The sequence below is a fragment of the Streptomyces sp. NPDC006544 genome (genome assembly GCF_040611715.1).
Taxonomy (GTDB): domain Bacteria; phylum Actinomycetota; class Actinomycetes; order Streptomycetales; family Streptomycetaceae; genus Streptomyces.
The window spans coordinates 1-18,340 of sequence record NZ_JBEXOV010000123.1 but is presented as its reverse complement, the minus strand read 5'-3'; the positions used below and the strand labels follow the sequence as shown (position 1 = coordinate 18,340).

General features: G+C 71.3%; 15 protein-coding genes. 4 read left to right on the top strand and 11 right to left on the bottom strand.

Annotated features, from left to right (window positions below; all coding sequences use genetic code 11):
• A partial coding sequence (locus tag ABZY44_RS33800) for an ATP/GTP-binding protein (RefSeq protein ID WP_356660646.1) occupies positions 1-351 on the top strand: 351 nt, incomplete at its 5' end.
• A gap of 195 nt (positions 352-546) precedes the next feature.
• Here the strand turns inward: ABZY44_RS33800 and ABZY44_RS33795 are convergent.
• Both ABZY44_RS33795 and ABZY44_RS33790 read right to left on the bottom strand, forming a co-directional pair.
• Positions 547-747 (bottom strand): acyl-CoA carboxylase subunit epsilon, encoded by a 201-nt coding sequence (locus ABZY44_RS33795; protein WP_356660644.1) that lies wholly within the window; start codon positions 745-747, stop codon positions 547-549.
• Between the two features lie 22 nt (positions 748-769).
• The gene (locus ABZY44_RS33790) at positions 770-2,353 is read right to left on the bottom strand and encodes an acyl-CoA carboxylase subunit beta (RefSeq protein ID WP_356660642.1); all 1,584 of its coding nucleotides are present in this window, start codon (positions 2,351-2,353) and stop codon (positions 770-772) included.
• 267 nt (positions 2,354-2,620) lie between these two features.
• On the opposite strand from ABZY44_RS33790, the gene ABZY44_RS33785 reads away from it, so the two are divergent.
• Positions 2,621-3,271, top strand: coding sequence for a YceI family protein (locus ABZY44_RS33785; RefSeq protein ID WP_356660640.1), 651 nt, complete (start codon positions 2,621-2,623; stop codon positions 3,269-3,271).
• Positions 3,272-3,308: 37 nt separating this feature from the next.
• Here the strand turns inward: ABZY44_RS33785 and ABZY44_RS33780 are convergent, their stop codons facing one another.
• From ABZY44_RS33780 to ureA, 6 genes are all read right to left on the bottom strand, one after another.
• Positions 3,309-4,691, bottom strand: coding sequence for a hypothetical protein (locus tag ABZY44_RS33780; RefSeq protein WP_356660638.1), 1,383 nt, complete (start codon positions 4,689-4,691; stop codon positions 3,309-3,311).
• A 178-nt stretch (positions 4,692-4,869) separates the two neighbouring features.
• Positions 4,870-6,501 (bottom strand): citramalate synthase, encoded by a 1,632-nt coding sequence (cimA, locus tag ABZY44_RS33775; protein WP_356660636.1) that lies wholly within the window; start codon positions 6,499-6,501, stop codon positions 4,870-4,872.
• 294 nt (positions 6,502-6,795) lie between these two features.
• Positions 6,796-7,404 carry a TetR/AcrR family transcriptional regulator gene (locus ABZY44_RS33770; protein ID WP_356660634.1) on the bottom strand — a complete coding sequence of 203 codons (609 nt, stop codon included), beginning with the start codon at positions 7,402-7,404 and terminating at the stop codon, positions 6,796-6,798.
• A gap of 32 nt (positions 7,405-7,436) precedes the next feature.
• Positions 7,437-8,495: an agmatine deiminase family protein gene (locus tag ABZY44_RS33765; protein ID WP_356660632.1), complete on the bottom strand. Its 1,059-nt coding sequence runs from the start codon at positions 8,493-8,495 to the stop codon at positions 7,437-7,439.
• Positions 8,496-8,564: 69 nt separating this feature from the next.
• Positions 8,565-10,298 carry an urease subunit alpha gene (locus ABZY44_RS33760; protein ID WP_356660630.1) on the bottom strand — a complete coding sequence of 578 codons (1,734 nt, stop codon included), beginning with the start codon at positions 10,296-10,298 and terminating at the stop codon, positions 8,565-8,567.
• On the bottom strand, positions 10,295-11,008 hold the full coding sequence (ureA, locus tag ABZY44_RS33755) for an urease subunit gamma (RefSeq protein ID WP_356660628.1): 714 nt from the start codon (positions 11,006-11,008) through the stop codon (positions 10,295-10,297). Before ureA ends, ABZY44_RS33760 begins: the two co-directional genes overlap by 4 nt.
• Before the next feature lie 155 nt (positions 11,009-11,163).
• Here ureA and ABZY44_RS33750 point away from each other — a divergent pair, with 155 nt between their 5' ends.
• Positions 11,164-12,591, top strand: coding sequence for a cytosine permease (locus ABZY44_RS33750; RefSeq protein WP_356660626.1), 1,428 nt, complete (start codon positions 11,164-11,166; stop codon positions 12,589-12,591).
• Positions 12,592-12,738: 147 nt separating this feature from the next.
• Here ABZY44_RS33750 and ABZY44_RS33745 read toward each other — a convergent pair whose 3' ends face one another.
• The 3 genes from ABZY44_RS33745 to ABZY44_RS33735 all read right to left on the bottom strand — a co-directional run bounded on the left by ABZY44_RS33745 (position 12,739) and on the right by ABZY44_RS33735 (position 15,345).
• A complete protein-coding gene (locus tag ABZY44_RS33745) occupies positions 12,739-13,839 on the bottom strand; it encodes a branched-chain amino acid aminotransferase (RefSeq protein WP_356660624.1) in 1,101 nt (366 codons plus the stop codon).
• A gap of 231 nt (positions 13,840-14,070) precedes the next feature.
• Positions 14,071-15,111 carry a 3-isopropylmalate dehydrogenase gene (locus tag ABZY44_RS33740; RefSeq protein ID WP_356660622.1) on the bottom strand — a complete coding sequence of 347 codons (1,041 nt, stop codon included), beginning with the start codon at positions 15,109-15,111 and terminating at the stop codon, positions 14,071-14,073.
• 99 nt (positions 15,112-15,210) lie between these two features.
• Positions 15,211-15,345 (bottom strand): hypothetical protein, encoded by a 135-nt coding sequence (locus ABZY44_RS33735; RefSeq protein ID WP_356660620.1) that lies wholly within the window; start codon positions 15,343-15,345, stop codon positions 15,211-15,213.
• 751 nt (positions 15,346-16,096) lie between these two features.
• On the opposite strand from ABZY44_RS33735, the gene ABZY44_RS33730 reads away from it, so the two are divergent.
• Entirely contained in the window at positions 16,097-18,127 is a 2,031-nt protein-coding gene (locus tag ABZY44_RS33730) for a phosphocholine-specific phospholipase C (RefSeq protein ID WP_356660618.1), read from the top strand.
• Positions 18,128-18,340 lie beyond the last annotated feature (213 nt).

Genomic DNA, 18,340 nt, shown 5'->3' with positions numbered 1-18,340 from the left:
CTCGACCAGGACCTGATCCTGTACCTCTTCGGCACCCCCGGACAGGACCGCTTCTGGTTCATGTGGGACGACCTCGTCCGCGGCGCCATCGGCGCCGTCGTGCTGGTCGACACCCGCCGTCTCGCGGACTGCTTCCCCGCCGTCGACTACTTCGAGAACAGCGGCCTGCCGTTCGTCATCGCCCTGAACGGCTTCGACGGGCACCAGCCGTACACCCCGGAGGAAGTCCGCGAGGCCCTGCAGATCGGCCCGGACGCCCCGATCATCACCACCGACGCCCGCCACCGCGGAGACGCGAAGAGCGCGCTCATCACGCTCGTCGAGCACGCCCTGATGGCCCGCCTGCGGTAGCGCCCGAGCGCACGGACCGCCTCCGCGGTCCGTGCCCCGCGCCCCTGGGCGCCACGGCTCGGCTCCACGCTCCGTGCCGCGCACGTCATGCGGAAGGCCCCCGCACTCGCAAGAGTGCGGGGGCCTTCCGCGTACGGGCCTTCGCGTACGCAGCTTCGCGGCACGCGGCTTCGCGTACGGGGCTTCGCGGGGTGACTAGCCCTGCCAGCTGCGCGGGCCGCGGAAGCCGGGGGTGCGCTCCAGACGGCGCCAGCCGGCCTGGGAGCGTCCGGCGACGGTCTCGGTGGAGTCGGGGGTGGCGGCGGCGCGGGCCAGCAGGATCGCCGTGATCGCGGCCAGCTCCTCGGGGGCGGCGTTGCCCTTTTCGACGCGCAGCAGGGTGTTGGTGGGGCTCATGGGTGGCAGGTCTCCTTCGCCGTTACTGCGGCGGGTTGCCGTGCTTGCGGGACGGCAGATCGGCGTGCTTGTTGCGGAGCATCGAGAGGGCAGCGACGAGCACCTCACGGGTCTCGGCGGGGTCGATGACGTCGTCGACGAGGCCGCGCTCGGCGGCGTAGTACGGGTGCATCAGTTCGGCCTTGTACTCCTTGACCATGCGCGCGCGCATCGCCTCGGGGTCTTCGGCGTCCGCGATCTGCTTGCGGAAGATGACGTTGGCGGCGCCCTCGGCGCCCATCACGGCGATCTCGTTGGTCGGCCAGGCGTAGGTGAGGTCGGCGCCGATGGACTGGGAGTCCATGACGATGTACGCCCCGCCGTAGGCCTTGCGCAGGATCAGCGAGATCCGCGGCACCGTCGCGTTGCAGTACGCGTACAGCAGCTTGGCGCCGTGGCGGATGATGCCGCCGTGCTCCTGGTCGACGCCCGGCAGGAAGCCGGGGACGTCCAGGAGCGTGATGATCGGGATGTTGAAGGCGTCGCAGAGCTGGACGAACCGCGCCGCCTTCTCGGAGGCGTGGATGTCCAGGACGCCGGCGAGGTGGCCGGGCTGGTTGGCGACGATGCCGACGACCTGGCCGTCCATCCGCGCCAGGGCGCAGATGATGTTGCGGGCCCAGCGCTCGTGGATCTCCAGGACGTCGCCTTCGTCGACGAGCTCCTCGATGACCTTGAGCATGTCGTACGGGCGGTTGCCGTCGGCGGGCACCAGGTCCAGCAGGACGTCCGAGCGCCGGTCGGCGGGGTCGTCGGTCTGGTGGACCGGGGGGTTCTCGCGGTTGTTGGAGGGGAGCATCGTGATGAGGTAGCGGACCTCGGAGATGCAGGTCTCCTCGTCGTCGTACGCGAAGTGCGCGACGCCGGAGGTCTCGGCGTGCACGTCCGCGCCGCCGAGGCCGTTCTGCGTGATCTCCTCGCCGGTCACCGCGCGGACCACGTCGGGCCCGGTGATGAACATCTGCGAGGTCTCGCGCACCATGAACACGAAGTCGGTCAGCGCCGGGGAGTACGCGGCGCCGCCGGCGCAGGGGCCCAGCATGACCGAGATCTGCGGGATGACGCCCGAGGCCTTGGTGTTGCGCTGGAAGATGCCGCCGTAGCCGGCGAGGGCGGAGACGCCCTCCTGGATACGGGCGCCGGCGCCGTCGTTGAGGGAGACCAGCGGGGCACCGGCCGCGATGGCCATGTCCATGATCTTGTGGATCTTCGTGGCGTGGGCCTCGCCCAGGGCGCCGCCGAAGATGCGGAAGTCGTGGGCGTAGACGAAGATCGTGCGGCCCTCGACCGTGCCCCAGCCGGTGATGACACCGTCGGTGTAAGGCTTCTTGGCCTCCAGGCCGAACCCGGTCGCGCGGTGGCGGCGGAGCTGTTCGACCTCCTTGAAGGAACCCTCGTCCAGCAGCAGCGCGATGCGCTCGCGGGCGGTGAGCTTGCCCTTGGCGTGCTGCGCTTCGGTCGCCCGCTCGCTGGGGCCGCGCCGCGCCTGCTCGCGCAGGTCGTGCAGCTCGGCCACGCGCCCGCGGGCGTCCGTCGGCTCGCTCGGAATCTGGTCCACAACGGTCATGTACCGACCTTACGAAGCGCGACCCCGAAAACCCTCCGTCGAATCCACACAGTGTCGGGTGTCTTCCGCTGTGCGGCCCGGACAGAAGCACGGAGGGACGAGCGGAGATCACCAGTCGGGACCTACGTCCTTTGTGGACATCCCACAAGGACCCGGCGCATCACGAGGGTGGGCCCATGGAAGTTGAAATTTGAACGGAATGGGGTTAGCGTCATTGTTGTTGAACATTGAACCACTACCGAGCAGCACCCTTCCGAGGAGGAAGTCATGGGTCTCTTCACCCGCCGCGCCCAGCAGTCCCAGGTCCAGGACGGTGTCTCCGCGGCCACCGCGAGCGCCGCCGCCACCGCCGTGGCCACGCTCGAAGTGGACCCGGCGCTCGCCGCGCTCACCGGCGACTACGTCATCGACGCCGCCCACAGCAGCATCGGGTTCACCGTCCGACACGCCATGGTCACCAACGTGCGCGGCTCCTTCGCCGACCACGAGGGCGCCCTGCACCTGGACGGCCGCGACCCGTCCCGCTCCACCGCGTCCATCGAGGTGAAGATCGCCTCCGTCGACACGGGCATCGGCGACCGCGACAACCACCTGCGCTCCGGAGACTTCTTCGACGCCGAGGCCTTCCCGCTGATGACCTTCCGCTCCACCGAGGCGGCCCAGCTCGGCGGCGACGCGTACCGCATCACCGGCGAGCTGACGATCAAGGACGTCACCCGCCCGCTCTCCATCGACCTGGAGTTCAACGGCTCGGCCACCGACCCCTACGGCAACGAGCGCGTCGGCTTCGAGGGCTCCGCCGAGATCCTGCGCTCCGACTGGGGCCTGACCTGGAACGCGGCCCTGGAGACCGGCGGCGTGATGGTCAGCGACAAGGTGAAGCTGACCTTCGACATCTCGGCGATCAAGCAGGCCTGAGCCGGCGGGGCACCACCGCCCGGCCCCGGGGGGCGACTCAGAAGTCGCCCCCGCCGAAGCCCCCGCCACCGTCGAAGCCGCCCCCGTCGAAGCCGCCTCCGCCGCCGAAGTCCCCGCCGCCGAAGTCCGAGGGGTTGAAGTCGGCACCGGAGACGTCACCCCCGTCGAAACCGCCGCCCTCGAACCCGTTGCCGCCGCCGAAGTCCGAGGCGTAGGCCGGGCTGGACATCATCGAACCGAGCATCGTGCCCATGAGCAGGCCGGGCAGCATGCCGCCGCCGAAGTAGCCGCCGGCCCAGGGACCGTACGCCGGGCCGGCGTCGTAGTAGGGGCGCGGACCGTGCTCGGTGTCGACCGTACGGACCGCGGGGTCCTGGCCGTCGCGCAGCCGCACGGCGTCCGCCGCGCAGACCGGCACGGTGCGGGCGGCGCCGCCCGCCGGCGCCCAGTCCGCGTCCTGGGCGCTCGGCCCGTGGCGCGGGTCGAAGAAGCAGGGCGCTCGGCGCTCGGGCAGCGGCTGCCCCTGGCGGCGCGCGTCGAGGCGGGCCAAGGCGTACCGGCCGTCCTCCAGTGCCTGGGTGACTCCCTTGACCTCTTCGGGGTGCTGCACCGAGGCCATGATCTGCTTGGCCTTCTCGTACGAGTCCAGGCCCTTCTCGTAGTCCGCCCGCATCGCGTCGTCCGCGCCGGGCTCGCCGGGATGGAAGTCGAGGCGGTCGAGCTCCTCGCCGAAGGCCGTGATGTCCTCGTCCACGACCACGCTCAGCCGTGCGATCGCCTCGCGGCGCGTCTCTTCCTTCTTCCTGCGGTTGCGCTTGACCAGCATGTACGCACCGCCGCCGCCGACGACGGCCACGGCGCCGAGGCCGATCAGGGCGCCGGCCGGGGACCCGCTGTCGGCTGCCGCGCCGCCCCAGGAGGCGGGGGCCTTGCCCTTGGCCTGCGCGAGGGCCTGGTCGACGAACTGGTTGAGCTCGGTCGTCGCGTCGACAGGGCCGCCCGCCTTGGCGGCGTCGACCAGGTTGCGGACCGCGTTGTTCGGCATGACCGCCCTGTCGGCGCCGGCGTTGAAACCCTCTCCGAGCCGGATCGCGTAGAGCCCGGTGACACCGGTCTCGGTACGGACCGTCTTGAGCACGGTGGCCGCGGGGAACTCGGCGGTGGCCGGCAGTACGGCGACGAACACCGGCTTGCCCGCGTCCTTGATCTTCTTCGCGAGCGCCTCGGCCTGGGCGGGCGGCAGCTGCGCCTCGGCGCGGGGATCGACGTAGACCGGGCCCTTCTTGAGGGCCTCCGCCACGGTCGTGGTCCCGGTGTCCGCCGACGCCCGCGGGGCGAGCGCGAGCGCGCTCACCGACAGGGCCAGCAGCAGGCCGGCCAGCAGCAGGCCGGAGAGTACGGAGATATGCCTGGTCCTCATAGCCACGACGCTACCCGAACGGGTGCAATCCTGTGTGAGCTGGACATAAGGGCCGGGCGGACCTCGCCAGGCCGAGGCCGGGCGAGGTCCGGGGCGAAGGGCGGCGACGGGCCGCGCCGCGACGGGCCGCGACGGGCTGCGAGGTGCCGCGAGGTGCCGCGAGGTGCCGCGAGCGGACCTACTCCGCGGGTTCGACGCCGGCGTGGAGGAGGCCGAAGGTGAAGGCGTCCTCCAGGGCCTGCCAGGACGCCGCGATGACGTTCGGGGCCACGCCGACCGTGTTCCACTCCCGGGTGCCGTCCGTGGTGGTGATCAGCACGCGGGTCGTGGACTCCGTACCGTGCTTGCCCTCCAGGATGCGGACCTTGTAGTCGATCAGCTCGAACTTCGCCAGCTGCGGGTAGAACCGCTCCAGCGCCACCCGCAGCGCCCGGTCCATCGCGTTGACCGGGCCGTTGCCCTCCGCCGTGGCGACGATCCGCTCGCCCTTGGCCCACAGCTTCACCGTGGCCTCGTTGGCGTGCGTGCCGTCCGGGCGGTCCTCGACGATGGCCCGCCAGGACTCGGTACGGAAGTGCTTGCGGGCCCTGCCCTCCGCCTCCGCGCGCAGCAGCAGTTCGAACGAGGCGTCCGCGGCCTCGTACGTGTAGCCCTGGAGCTCCCGCTCCTTGACCCGCTCCACCACCCGCGAGATCAGCGCCCGGTCCCCGCCGAGATCGACGCCGAGCTCCTTGCCCTTGAGCTCGATGGAGGCTCTGCCGGCCATGTCGGAGACCAGCATCCGCATGGTGTTGCCGACCCGCTCGGGGTCGATGTGCTGGTACAGGTCCGGGTCGACCTTGATCGCGGAGGCGTGCAGGCCCGCCTTGTGCGCGAAGGCGGAGACGCCGACGTAGGGCTGGTGCGTGGACGGGGTCAGGTTCACGACCTCGGCGATGGCGTGCGAGATGCGGGTCATCTCGGCGAGCGCGCCCTCGGGGAGGACGGTGCGCCCGTACTTGATCTCCAGCGCGGCGACGACGGGGAAGAGGTTGGCGTTGCCGACCCGCTCGCCGTAGCCGTTGGCGGTGCACTGGACGTGGGTGGCGCCCGCGTCCACGGCGGCCAGGGTGTTGGCCACGGCGCAGCCGGTGTCGTCCTGGGCGTGGATGCCCAGGCGGGCGCCGGTGTCGGCGAGCACCGTCGCCACGGTCGCGGTGATCTGCGCGGGCAGCATACCGCCGTTGGTGTCGCAGAGGACGACGACGTCGGCCCCGGCCTCGTGGGCGGCCCGTACGACGGACTTCGCGTACGCGGCGTTGGCGCGGTAGCCGTCGAAGAAGTGCTCGCAGTCGACGAACACCCGGCGGCCCTGGGCGACCAGGTGGGAGACGGTGTCGCGGACCATCTCCAGGTTCTCGTCGAGCGTGGTGCGCAGGGCGAGCTCGACGTGCCGGTCGTGGGACTTGGCCACCAGCGTGATCACCGGGGCGCCGGACTCCAGCAGGGCGCGCACCTGCGGGTCGGTGGCGGCCGAGCCGCCCGCCCTGCGGGTCGCGCCGAAGGCGACGAGCTGCGCGTGCTTGAAGTCGATCTCCGTGCGGGCGCGGGAGAAGAACTCGGTGTCACGGGGGTTGGCGCCCGGCCAGCCGCCCTCGATGAACCCCACGCCGAAGTCGTCCAGGTGCCGGGCGATCGTCAGCTTGTCCGCGACCGTGAGGTTGATGCCCTCACGCTGGGCGCCGTCGCGCAGGGTCGTGTCGAAGACGTGGAAGCCGTCGTCGGGGCCCGAATCCGGCGCGGTCGGCCCAGTCGCCTCTGTCGTCGTCATGCTGATCTGACTCCTGTCGGATGAGTGGTTGCCGAAGGACCGCCCCGGGGCAGGCCGCCGCCACTGCCCCCATCATCGCGCGCTGCCCGTTCCGGCACGTTTGGTGCCGGAAAACGAAAAAACCTCTCGCGGGTGCGAGAGGTCTGCGCGCGGGTCTGGGGCACGATGCCGCCTCCGCGAAGTTCTTCCACGGTTCAGCGGTCACTGCGGACCGGCGCGCTGCTGTCCATAATCATGAGCGGAGCAGGCACGCCCGCAGTGTGCCACAGGCGTTCGCGCGCGTGGACACACGTCTCACGATACGAGCGTCTCGTCCAGGAATTCCGAGACGTGGGCCAGGATGTCGCCCCGCCCCATCCCGGGCAGGCCCACCGCGACCTGGATGCTGAACCCGTCGAGGAGGGCCCGCAGCCGGGCGGCGAAGCGGTCCGGGTCGACCGCCCGGAACTCCCCGCGCGAGATCCCCTCGGCGAGCAGCGCCACCAGGTCGCGGTGCCAGGCGCCCTCGATGGCCGCCTGGCGGTCCCGCTCCCCCGGTCCGGCGTTCTGCGAGCGGTTCCAGACCTCCAGCCACAGCGTCCAGTGCGGGTCCCGGGCCTCCCGGGGCACATAGAGGTCCACGTACGCCTGCAGCCGTTCGCGCACGGGGCCGAGCCGGGACAGGAGGGCGCGGCGTTCCGCGCCGAGGGCCGCCTCGCTCCACTCAAGGGTCTGCAGGAGGAGCTCGTCCTTGGTACGGAAGTAGTAGAGGATGTGGCCACTGCTCATGCCGACCTGGCGGCCGAGCCCTGCCATGGTGAGGCCGTCGAGGCCTCGTTCGGCGATGGTGGCCATGGCGGCGACCAGTACGTCCTCGCGCGGCGGCGCGTTCTTGCGCGCGGCTCTTGCCCCACCCGCCACCATGGCCCACTCCTGGTTCCGGTCCGCCCTCGTGCTCAGACCTTCGGCTGCTGCTGGGTGATGCAGTGGATACCGCCACCCCCGGCGAAAATCGTACGTGCGTCGACGAGCGTCACGGTCCGCGCGGGGAACAGGCCGCGGAAGATCTCCGCCGCCTCCTCGTCGCGCGGGTCGTCGAAGGCGCACAGGACGACGCCTCCGTTGCAGAGGTAGTGGTTGATGTAGGAGTAGTCGACCCACTCGCCGTCCTCCTCCAGCACGGTGGGCGCCGCGATCTCCACGACCTCCAGCCGCCGGCCGCGGGCGTCGGTGGCCGCGCGCAGGATGGCGGCGATGGTCTTGCCCCGCTCGTGGTCCGGGTGGGCCGGGTCGGGCTGGCTGTGGACCATGACCACGCCGGGGCGGGCGAAGGCGGCGACGATGTCCACGTGGCCCTGGGTGCCGTAGGTGCCGTAGTCGCCGGCCAGGCCGTACGGGAGCCAGATCGCCTTGGTGGTGCCCAGGTGGGCGTGGATCTCGGCCTCCACCTGCTCTCGGGTCCAGTCGGGATTGCGGCCCTTGCCCAGCTGGACGGTGTCGGTGAGGAGCACGGTGCCCTCGCCGTCCACGTGGATGGCGCCGCCCTCGTTGACGAGCGCGGTGCTGTACGTACGGGTCCCCACGACGTCGGAGACGTGCCGGGCGATCTTCGAGTCCCGGTCCCAGCGGGCCCACTCCTGGGCGCCCCAGCCGTTGAAGGTCCAGTCGACGGCGGCCAGCTCGCCCGCGTCGTTGGTGACGAAGGTCGGGCCGATGTCGCGCATCCACGCGTCGTCCAGGTCACGCTCGACCAGGTCGATCCCTTCTCCGACGACCGCCCGGGCGCTGTCGGCGTCGCCGGGCGACACCACGAGGGTCACGGGCTCGTACGCGCGCACCGCGCGGGCGACGGCGCCCCAGGCCTCGCGGGCCTCGGCGAGCTCCTGCTCGGTGGTGAAGGTCGGATTGGGGCTGGGCCAGGCCATCCAGGTGCGCTCGTGGGGCGTCCACTCGGCGGGCATCCGGAACCCGTGGTCGGCGGGCTTGGCGGGGGGCTGGTCGGCAGCGTTGGTCATGGCAGGGTCCTTACTGGCGTACGGGCCGTACTGCCCCGCGAGCGGGCCGGCTCACGAGGCGGTACCGGCTCACAGGAAGTACAGGCGGTTGAGGGAGACCGATTCGGCGGCTTCGGAGCGCAGCGGTTCCCCGTCGAGGGAGACGAGACCGCTGCGCGCGTCCACGTCGACCGCGCCCACCCGGGAGTTCAGGAGGAGGTCGCCGGGGCCGATGCCGCGGGTGCCGCGAACGGCGACGCGGCGCCTGCGGGTCGGCATCTCGTCGCTGCCGAGGGCCGCCGCGGCGGCCGAGACGAAGGCGACGGAGATGTCGGCGGCCGTGGCTCCGTACGAGCCGAACTGCGGTCCGAGGACCAGCGGTTCGCAGGTGTCGGTGGCGGCGTTGGGGTCTCCGGTGACTCCGTAGGCGGGGAAGCCGGACTTGAGGACCAGCTGCGGTTTGGCGCCGAAGAACTGGGGGCGCCACAGCACGATGTCGGCGAGCTTGCCGACCTCGATGGAGCCGATCTCGTGGGCGAGGCCGTGGGCGATGGCCGGGTTGATGGTCAGCTTCGCCATGTAGCGCAGGACACGGGCGTTGTCGTCGCCCTCGCCGTCGCCGGCCAGCGGGCCGAGCTCGCCCTTCATCTTGGCGGCCATGGCGAAGGTGCGCCGGATGGTCTCGCCCGCCCGGCCCATGCCCTGGGCGTCGGAGGAGGTGATGCCGATCGCGCCCAGGTCGTGCAGCACGTCCTCGGCGCCCATCGTTCCGGCGCGGATCCGGTCGCGGGCCATGGCGGCGTCGCCGGGGAGGTCGGGTTTGAGGTCGTGGACCGAGACGATCATGCCGTAGTGCTCGGCGACCGCGTCCCGGCCGAAGGGCAGGGTGGGGTTGGTGGAGGAGCCGATGACGTTCGGCACGCCCGCCATCTTCAGGACGTTGGGGACGTGTCCGCCGCCGCAGCCCTCGATGTGGAAGGCATGGATGGTGCGGCCGTCCAGGACGCGCAGGGTGTCCTCGACGGACAGGCACTCGTTCAAGCCGTCGCTGTGCAGGGCGACCTGTACGTCGTGCTCCTCGGCCACGCGCAGGGCGGTGTCCAGGGCGCGGGTGTGCGCTCCCATGTCCTCGTGGACCTTGAAGCCGCTGGCGCCGCCCTCGGCGAGTGCCTCGATGAGCGGGGCCTCGTGGGAGGAGGAACCGCGGGCGAGGAAGCCGATGTTGACGGGCCAGGCGTCGAAGGCGTTGAAGGCGTGCTTGAGCGCCCACGGCGAGTTGACGCCGACGCCCCAGACCGGGCCGAACTCCTGGCCGATGACCGTGGTGACGCCCGCCGCGAGGGAGGCTTCCATGATCCGCGGGGAGAGCAGGTGCACGTGGGTGTCGACGGCGCCCGCGGTGGCGATCATCCCCTCGCCGGAGACGATCGAGGTGCCCGTGCCGACGACCACGTCCACGCCGTCGAGGGTGTCGGGGTTGCCGGCCCGGCCGATGGCGTGGATGCGGCCCTCGCGGATGCCGATGGAGACCTTGCGGATGCCGAGGACGGCGTCGATGACCAACACGTTGCTGATCACCACGTCGCAGGTCTCGCGGACGGCGGCGGCCTTCAGGTGCAGTCCGTCGCGGGCGGTCTTGCCGAAGCCGGCCAGGAACTCGTCCCCCGGCTTCTGCGCGTCGGACTCGACGCGGACGGTCAGCCCGCAGTCGCCGAGCCTGACCCGGTCCCCGGCACGGGGGCCGAAGACGGAGGCGTACTCGTGGGGGTCGATGTGCCGGCTGCCGGGTGCGCAGTGGTCACTGTGTTTGGTCTGCTTGCTCATTCCCGCTCTCCGTCCGCCGTGTCGCCGTGCCCCGTACCCAGGTAGCCGCAGGCGGCGGCGCGGGCCAGGGCCTCGCGCTTCGCGCCGGGCGCGTCCAGCGGCCCGTCCACCAGCCCGGCGAAGCCGATGGCGATGCGCTCTCCGCCGATGGGGACCAGGCCGACCTCGGCCTCGCCGCCGGGGTCGAAGCGGATCGAGGAGCCCGCAGGCACGCACAGGCGCATGCCGTAGGCCGCGGCCCGGTCGAAGGCGAGGCGGGGATTGGCCTCGAAGAAGTGGAAGTGCGAGGTGACGCTGACCGGCACGGTCGCGGTGTTGCGCACGCGCAGGTGGACGGTGGGCTCCGGCTGGGGGGCGCCGGGGCCGGGCACGACCGCGCCGGGGGCGTCCTCGCCCAGGCTCACGGCGTCCCGGATCGGGGAGGAGACCACGGCGAGGCGGGACCCGTCGTCGAAGACGGCCTCCACGTGCACCTCGGTGACCACGTCGGCCACGCCGGGCAGGACGTCACCCTGGCCCAGCACGGAGCGGGCCTCCTCGATGGCTTCCGCCAGCCGCTTGCCGTCGCGCGCGGCCTCGCAGACCGTGTCCGCGATGAGCGCGGTCGCCTCCGGGACGTTGAGTCTGAGTCCGCGGGCCCGTCGGGCCCTGGCCAGTTCCGCAGCGCTGCGGAGCAGCAGCCGGTCGCGCTCCGTAGGGGTCAGCCGCACGCCGATCCACCACCTTTTGCATCGATGGGTTAGAGCATCACTCTAACTCTTCGTTTCCATTCTGCGAAGCATTGACCTGGGAGCAGGGCCTGAGTCACATTGAGTGTCGCTCAAACAATGCGTTGCCACCCCCCGCCCTGCCAAGGGAGTCCCCCATGCCCATCGAACAGCGCGGAGTCGACACCATCCCGGAAGAGGAGAGGACGAGCGGTCCCCGTGACCTGATCTCGATCCTCCTGGGATCGAACCTCTGCCTCGGTGTGATCGTCTTCGGCTGGCTGCCCCCGTCCTTCGGACTCGGCCTGTGGCCGTCGGTCACCGCCATCGTGACCGGCACCCTCGTCGGCATCGCCTTCACCGCGCCGCTGGCGCTGGTGTCCCTGCGTACGGCGACCAACCTCTCCACCTCCAGCGGCGCGCAGTTCGGCGTGCGCGGCCGCCTGGTCGGCTCCGTGGTCGGACTGCTGCTCTCGCTCGGCTACACCGCGCTGACCCTGTGGATCGGCGGCGACGTCATGGTCGGCGCCCTGTCCCGGCTCACCGGACTGCCGGACACCGGCGTGTCGCGGGCCGTGATGTACGGCGTGCTCGCCGCGTGCACGGTCGTCGGGGCCGTCTTCGGCTACCGGCTCCTGCTGCGCATGAGCAAGATCCTCTCCGTCGGCATGGTGATCCTGCTGGCCGTCGGCGTCTTCGCCTACGCCCCCGGCTTCACCACCGCCGCCCCGCCGGACACCGCGTACCTGCTGGGCTCCTTCTGGCCGACCTGGCTGCTCGCCGCCGTCGCCGCCGGGCTCAGCGGGCCCGTCGCCTTCATCACGCTGCTCGGCGACTACACCCGCTACATCTCCCCCCGCCGGCACGACTCCCGCAAGGTGCTCCGGTCCACCGCGCTCGGCCTGCTCGTCGGCCTGCTGGTCCCGCAGCTCTTCGGCACCTACACCGCGCTGGCCGCCCGCGCCGCCACCGAGTACGCCGGTCCGCTGGTCGACGCCGCGCCCTTCTGGTACCTGGTCCCGCTGCTCGCCGCCGCCGCGGCCGGCTCGGTCGGCAACGCCGGGCTGATGCTCTACTCGATGGGCCTCGACCTCGACGCCATCGTCCCCCGGGCGACCCGCAGCACGGCCACCGTGATCGCCGCGGCCGTCGCCACCACGTTCGTGTTCGTCGGCTCCTTCGAGTGGGACGTCCAGTCCGCGATGACCTCGTTCGTCCTGCTGCTGACCGCGATCGGCACCCCGTGGGCCGTCATCACCCTCGTCGGCCACGTCCGCTGCCGCGGCCGCTACGACGCCGACGCCCTCCAGGTCTTCAACCGCCGCTCGGTGGGCGGGATCTACTGGTACCGCGCCGGCTGGAACCTGCCCGCCACCGTCTCCTGGGCGATCGGCGCCGGCGTCGGCCTGCTCGCCGTGACCACCCCGTTCTACGAGGGGCCGCTGCTGGCCCTGACGGGCGGCGTGGACTGCTCCTTCGTCCTGTCGGGCCTGGCCGGCGGCCTGGTGTACGCGGCCCTGACCGCCCGCGCGCCGGCCGTCACCGCCGAGGCTCCCACCGCCCCGGAGGAGCCGGTGGCCGCGTAGCGGCCGTCACCTCGCGGGACAGCTGGCGGGCGGGGCCCGGCGGCTGCCCGTACGGACGAAGCCCGCGCCCCGGGATCCCGGGGCGCGGGCTTCGTCCGTAGTCACGGCACGCGGTCATGGCACGCGGTCGTGGCGGGCCGGGCACTCCTAGCCGAGCGGGTGCATCCAGCCGTGGGTGTCGGCGGTGTGTCCGGTCTGGAGGTCCAGGAGCGCCTTGCGGAGCTTCATGGTGACCTCGCCGGGCTCACCGTTGCCCTGGGTCCAGTTGGCGCGCTCGGACTTGACCGAGCCGACCGGGGTGATGACCGCGGCGGTGCCGCAGGCGAAGACCTCGGTCAGGGTGCCGTTCTCGTTGTCCCTCTTCCAGTCCTCGGTGGTGATCCGGCCCTCTTCGGCGGTGTGGCCGAGGTCGCGGGCGATGGTGAGGAGGGAGTCGCGGGTGATGCCGGGCAGGAGCGAGCCGGTGAGCTCGGGGGTGACGATGCGCCGGGTCCCGTCCTCGTCCGCGTAGACGAAGTACAGGTTCATCCCGCCCATCTCCTCGATCCAGCGGTGCTCGACGGCGTCGAGCCAGACCACCTGGTCACAGCCGTGCGCGGCGGCCTGGGCCTGCGCGACGAGGGAGGCCGCGTAGTTGCCGCCGGTCTTGGCCGCGCCGGTGCCGCCCTTGACGGCGCGCACGTACTCCTCGGAGAGCCAGACGGAGACGGGCTTGACCCCGCCCGGGAAGTACGCGCCGGCCGGGGAGGCGATGACGATGAAGAGGAACTCGTTGGCCGGGCGGACGCCGAGGCCTACCTCGCTGGCGAACATGAAGGGCCGCAGGTAGAGCGAGGCCTCCCCGGAGTCCGGCACCCAGTCGCGGTCCTGCTTGATGAGCGCGTCGCAGGCCTCGATGAACAGCTCGGTCGGCAGCTCCGGCATCGCCATGCGGCGGGCGGAGGCCTGGAAGCGCTCGGCGTTCGCCTGCGGGCGGAACGTGGCGACGGTGCCGTCGGGCTGCTTGTAGGCCTTGAGGCCTTCGAAGATCGTCTGCGCGTAGTGCAGGGTCATGTTCGCCGGGTCCATGGACAGCGGCGCGTAGGGGACCAGCTCGGCGTCGTGCCAGCCGCGGCCCTCGGTCCACTTGACCGTGACCATGTGGTCCGTGAAGTGGCGGCCGAAACCGGGGTTCGCCAGGATCGCTTCGCGCTCCGCGGCGGACAGGGGGTTCGAGGAGGGCTTCAGCTCGATCGTGGGCGTCGTCATGAGTGCGTGTCCTTCACCGGTTGTGTATGGCGGACCGCGCTCACGGCGTACTAGGACGTCCGAGCTTCCCCGTATTCCGCGGCCTCGCGTTCGATTATCGCGCGGGAGGAGGCTTCGGTGAAACGGGGCGATTGCGGCCCAGGGGAGATGGTGGCACCCGGGGCCGCACAGGAAAAGCCGCCGGGTGCGGTGATCGCGACCCGGCGGCTTCCTCGAGGTGGGGCTACCGGGTCAGCCGGCTACTCGAGCGGCGAGGGCGTCGCCGATCGCGTCGGTGGAGCGGAAGGTGCCGTCGCGCTCGGCCAGGTCGGCACAGACGGCGTCCTCGATGCGGAGGGCCTGGGCCTCGTAGCCGAGGTGGCGCAGCAGGAGGGCGACCGAGAGGATCGTCGCGGTCGGGTCGGCCTTGCCCGTGCCGGCGATGTCCGGGGCCGAGCCGTGGACGGGCTCGAACATGGACGGGAAGGCGCCGGTCGGGTTGATGTTCCCGGAGGCGGCCAGGCCGATTCCGCCGGTCACGGCGGCGGCCAGGTCGGTGAGGATGTCACCGAAGAGGTTGTCCGTGACGATGACGTCGAAGCGTTCGGGCTGCGTGACGAAGAAGATCGTCGCGGCATCGACGTGCAGGTAGTCGGTGGTGACCTCGGGGTACTCCCGGCCGACCGTGTCGAAGGTGTTCTTCCACAGGTGGCCCGCGTACACGAGGACGTTGTTCTTGTGGACCAGCGTCAGCTTCTTGCGCGGGCGGGCGTTGGCCCGCTCGAACGCGTCGCGGACGACGCGCTCGACGCCGTACGCCGTGTTGACGCTGACCTCGGTGGCCACCTCGGCGGGAGTGCCGGTGCGCAGGCTGCCGCCGTTACCGGTGTACGGGCCTTCGGTGCCCTCGCGGACCACGACGAAGTCGATCTCCGGGTTGCCGGCCAGCGGGCTGGCCGTGTTCGGGAGGAGCTTCGAGGGGCGCAGGTTGATGAAGTGGTCGAAGGCGAAGCGGAGCTTCAGCAGCAGACCGCGCTCGAGGACGCCGGACGGGACCGACGGGTCGCCGATGGCGCCCAGCAGGATCGCGTCGTGGTGCTTGAGGGCTTCGAGCTCCGCGTCGGGGAGGGTTTCACCGGTGCGGTGCCAGCGCTGGGCGCCGAGGTCGTATTCCTTGGTCTCCAGCTTCACATCCTGGGGCAGGACCGCGGTAAGGACCTTGAGGCCCTGAGCCACGACTTCCTGGCCGATGCCATCACCGGGGATCACTGCGAGATTGATGCTGGTCGACATGGTTCAAACCGTACTCCGTGTCCCACCCCTCAGACATATGGCGTCCAAGATGTGGACGGGATACGCCTGAGGGACGGGCGGCCGGGCTCCGGCGCGCGCTCAGTGACCGGTCGAGCCGCCGTTGTCGCGGCGGTCCAGCGCCCGCTGGAGGGCGGCGGCGGCGTTCCTGCGGTCGGCGTCCGCGGCGGCGGAGCGGCGGACCCGGCGGGCGGTGGTGGTGGGGGTGTGCGTCATGGTGATCGACTCCTTGAGATCACGGCGTGGCGGGGCCACGGATGAGGGGTTCCTTCAAGGCGCCGGAAGAGGCGGGGAGCGGTGCGCGGCAGGGGTGGCCTGCAGCGGGGCGCACGCTCTCGACCGCCATTCGCCGGATCGGCGAGACGTTCGGCTTCTACAAAGTAAGCCAGCCCCCGCTGTATGTCTCGGCAATTACTCGGACTTCCTACTATCTGAGACGCCCCACCCCTCGAAAGGCCCCCGCCCAGGGCTCCATTTCAGGCCGCGGAAGAGCGGAACTCCCTGGTCAGAGCCCTGACGGCGAAAGCGTCAGCCGATTCCGGCAGGGTGACGTATCCCACCCGCCCCACGGGTCTCCCCAGGCCCGGACCGGTGATCCCGACGACCCCTCCGGCTCCCCTGGGCAGCTCGGGACCGTCCGCGAGCAGCTCAGCCCGGAGGAGGCATTGGTTCGCCGTCACACCAATTCGCACGACGAGCCCGGGGACCGCCCCGTCCCCCGGCGTGCGCAGCGGCCGGATCGGCACCGGCACCACCGTTGGGCAGGGATGACCACACGGTGGACGCCTTCCGGAGCGTGCTCCGGAAGAGATGACCCCCGCAGAACGCCCGTACGGAGCCACGGCCGAATCCGGCCGACCGGATGTTCACCGAGTTCTTACCGCACGGATGTAGACCTTTGGCGCGGCGGCCGCCACTCTTGCGGACAATGTGCCAGCGGGGCACTCGAGTTGGAGGCGAGAAGCCAGTGACACCGATCAGCCGCAGAGGGTTCGTGGGAATCGGGGCCGGGCTGATGGCAGGGGCGGCCATCCCCGCGATCGCACCGACGTCGGCGGCCGCTGCCGCCTCGTCCGGCACGATCACCGATGTGAAGCACGTGGTGATCCTGATGCAGGAGAACCGCAGCTTCGACCACTACTTCGGCAAGCTGAAGGGTGTCCGGGGCTTCGGCGACCGCGCCGCCGGCAACATCCCGGGCGGCTGGGGCATGTTCAACCAGCCCAACTGGGGCGGCCGCCAGTACCCGTGGAAGCTCAGCTCCACCCCGCCGGTGGGCGGAGTCGACGGCGAGACCCTCGCCCAGTGCAACGGCGACCTCCCGCACAGCTGGAGCTCGCAGCACGCGGCCTGGAACAAGGGCCGCATGGACAACTTCGTCACCGGCGTCGGCAACACCCGCACCCTCGGCTACCTCGACCGCGGCGACATTCCGTTCCACTACGGCCTCGCCGACAACTACACCGTCTGCGACGCCTACTTCTCCTCCACCCTCAGTGCGACGGGCCCCAACCGCACGTTCCTGTGGAGCGGCAAGGTCGACGCGGGCAGCAAGGACGGCGGCGACGAGTCGGGCCTGACCTGGGAGACGTACGCGGAGGCCCTCCAGCGCGCCGGAATGAGCTGGAAGGTCTACCAGAACGCCCAGGACAACTACGGGGACAACGGGCTCGCCTACTTCAAGAAGTTCACGGACGCCGCCCCCGGAAACCCGCTGTGGGACCGGGGCATGGGCTCCGTCCCCAAGGTCACCGGTTCCACCCCCGACGACATCGCCGCCGCCATCCGCGCGGACGTCGTCGCCGGCACCCTCCCCCAGGTCTCCTGGGTCGTGGCGAACGAGGCCTTCTCCGAGCACCCGTACGCCCCGCCCGGCGACGGCGCGCACTTCGTGGACCTGGTCTACCGCGCGCTCTCGGCGAACCCGGAGGTCTTCGACTCCACCGTCCTCTTCCTCAACTATGACGAGAACGACGGCTTCTTCGACCACGTCCCGCCGCCTGTCGCGCCGCCCGGCACGCCCGGCGAGTACATCGACGGCACCCCGATCGGGCTCGGCTTCCGCGTCCCGATGATCGTGATGTCCCCGTGGACGCGCGGCGGCTGGGTGAGCTCGGAGGTCTTCGACCACACCTCCGTGCTGCGCTTCATGGAGACCTGGACGGCGGCGCTGGGCACCCCGGCCACCTGTCCGAACATCAGCGCCTGGCGCCGCAAGGTGACGGGCGACCTGACGGGCGTCTTCGACTTCGCGCACCCGGTCCACGGGGTCCCCGCCGGTCTCCCGCCGACCGCCAAGGTCATCGGCCAGGCGACCTGCGGTCCGCTCTCCAACCCGGTGCCGCAGGACAACGCGCTGCCGGCGCAGGAGCCCGGGACCCGGCCCGCGCGGGCCCTTCCGTACCAGGTCAACGGGAACCTGGACCGCTTCGAGTTCGGGGCGGCGGGCAAGATCCTCGCCTGGTTCTCCATGACGAACGCGGGCACGGAGGCGAAGCGGACGGCTCACTTCTCGATCCATCCGCACCAGTACCGGGACACGGCGGCCTGGCAGTACACGGTGGACCCGGGTGCGACGTCGACGGACTACTTCAACATCGGGCTCGGCAGCGGCTCCGGCAAGTACGACATCTCGATGCACGGGCCCAACCGCTTCCTGCGGCGCTTCATCGGCGACGCGTCGAAGGCGGGCAAGGCGATCGAGGTCGCGGCCCGCTACGCGATCGAGCCCGGCACGGGCAAGACGGCCCTCTACTTCAAGATGACCAACTCCTCGGCCTCGCCGGTCACCTTCACGATCCGCTCGAACGCCTACCGCACCGACGGCCCGTGGACCTACACCGTCCCGGCGAACTCCTCGCGCGAGGACTACTTCAACGCGGTGGCCTACAGCAACGGCTGGTACGACTTCACGATCCTCGCCGACTCGGACGGCACCTGGTCGCGCCGCTACACCGGCCACATCGAGTCGGGCGCGCCGAGCATCTCGGGGTCCTAGCCGTCCGTGCCGTGACCGGCAGGGTTCACCGGGTCGCGGCGCCCGGCACGGCAGCTCGCGGTCGCCGCACTAGAGCACGTCACCGTCCCGCCAGTCGAACTGGAGCGGCCCGGCGGCGGGGGGGGGGGGGGCGCCCCCCCGCCCCCGCCCCCCCCAGAACGCCACGCACCCCCGGGTGCCCCGCGGCGGGGCGGCGCGGGGCGGCGAGCGGCC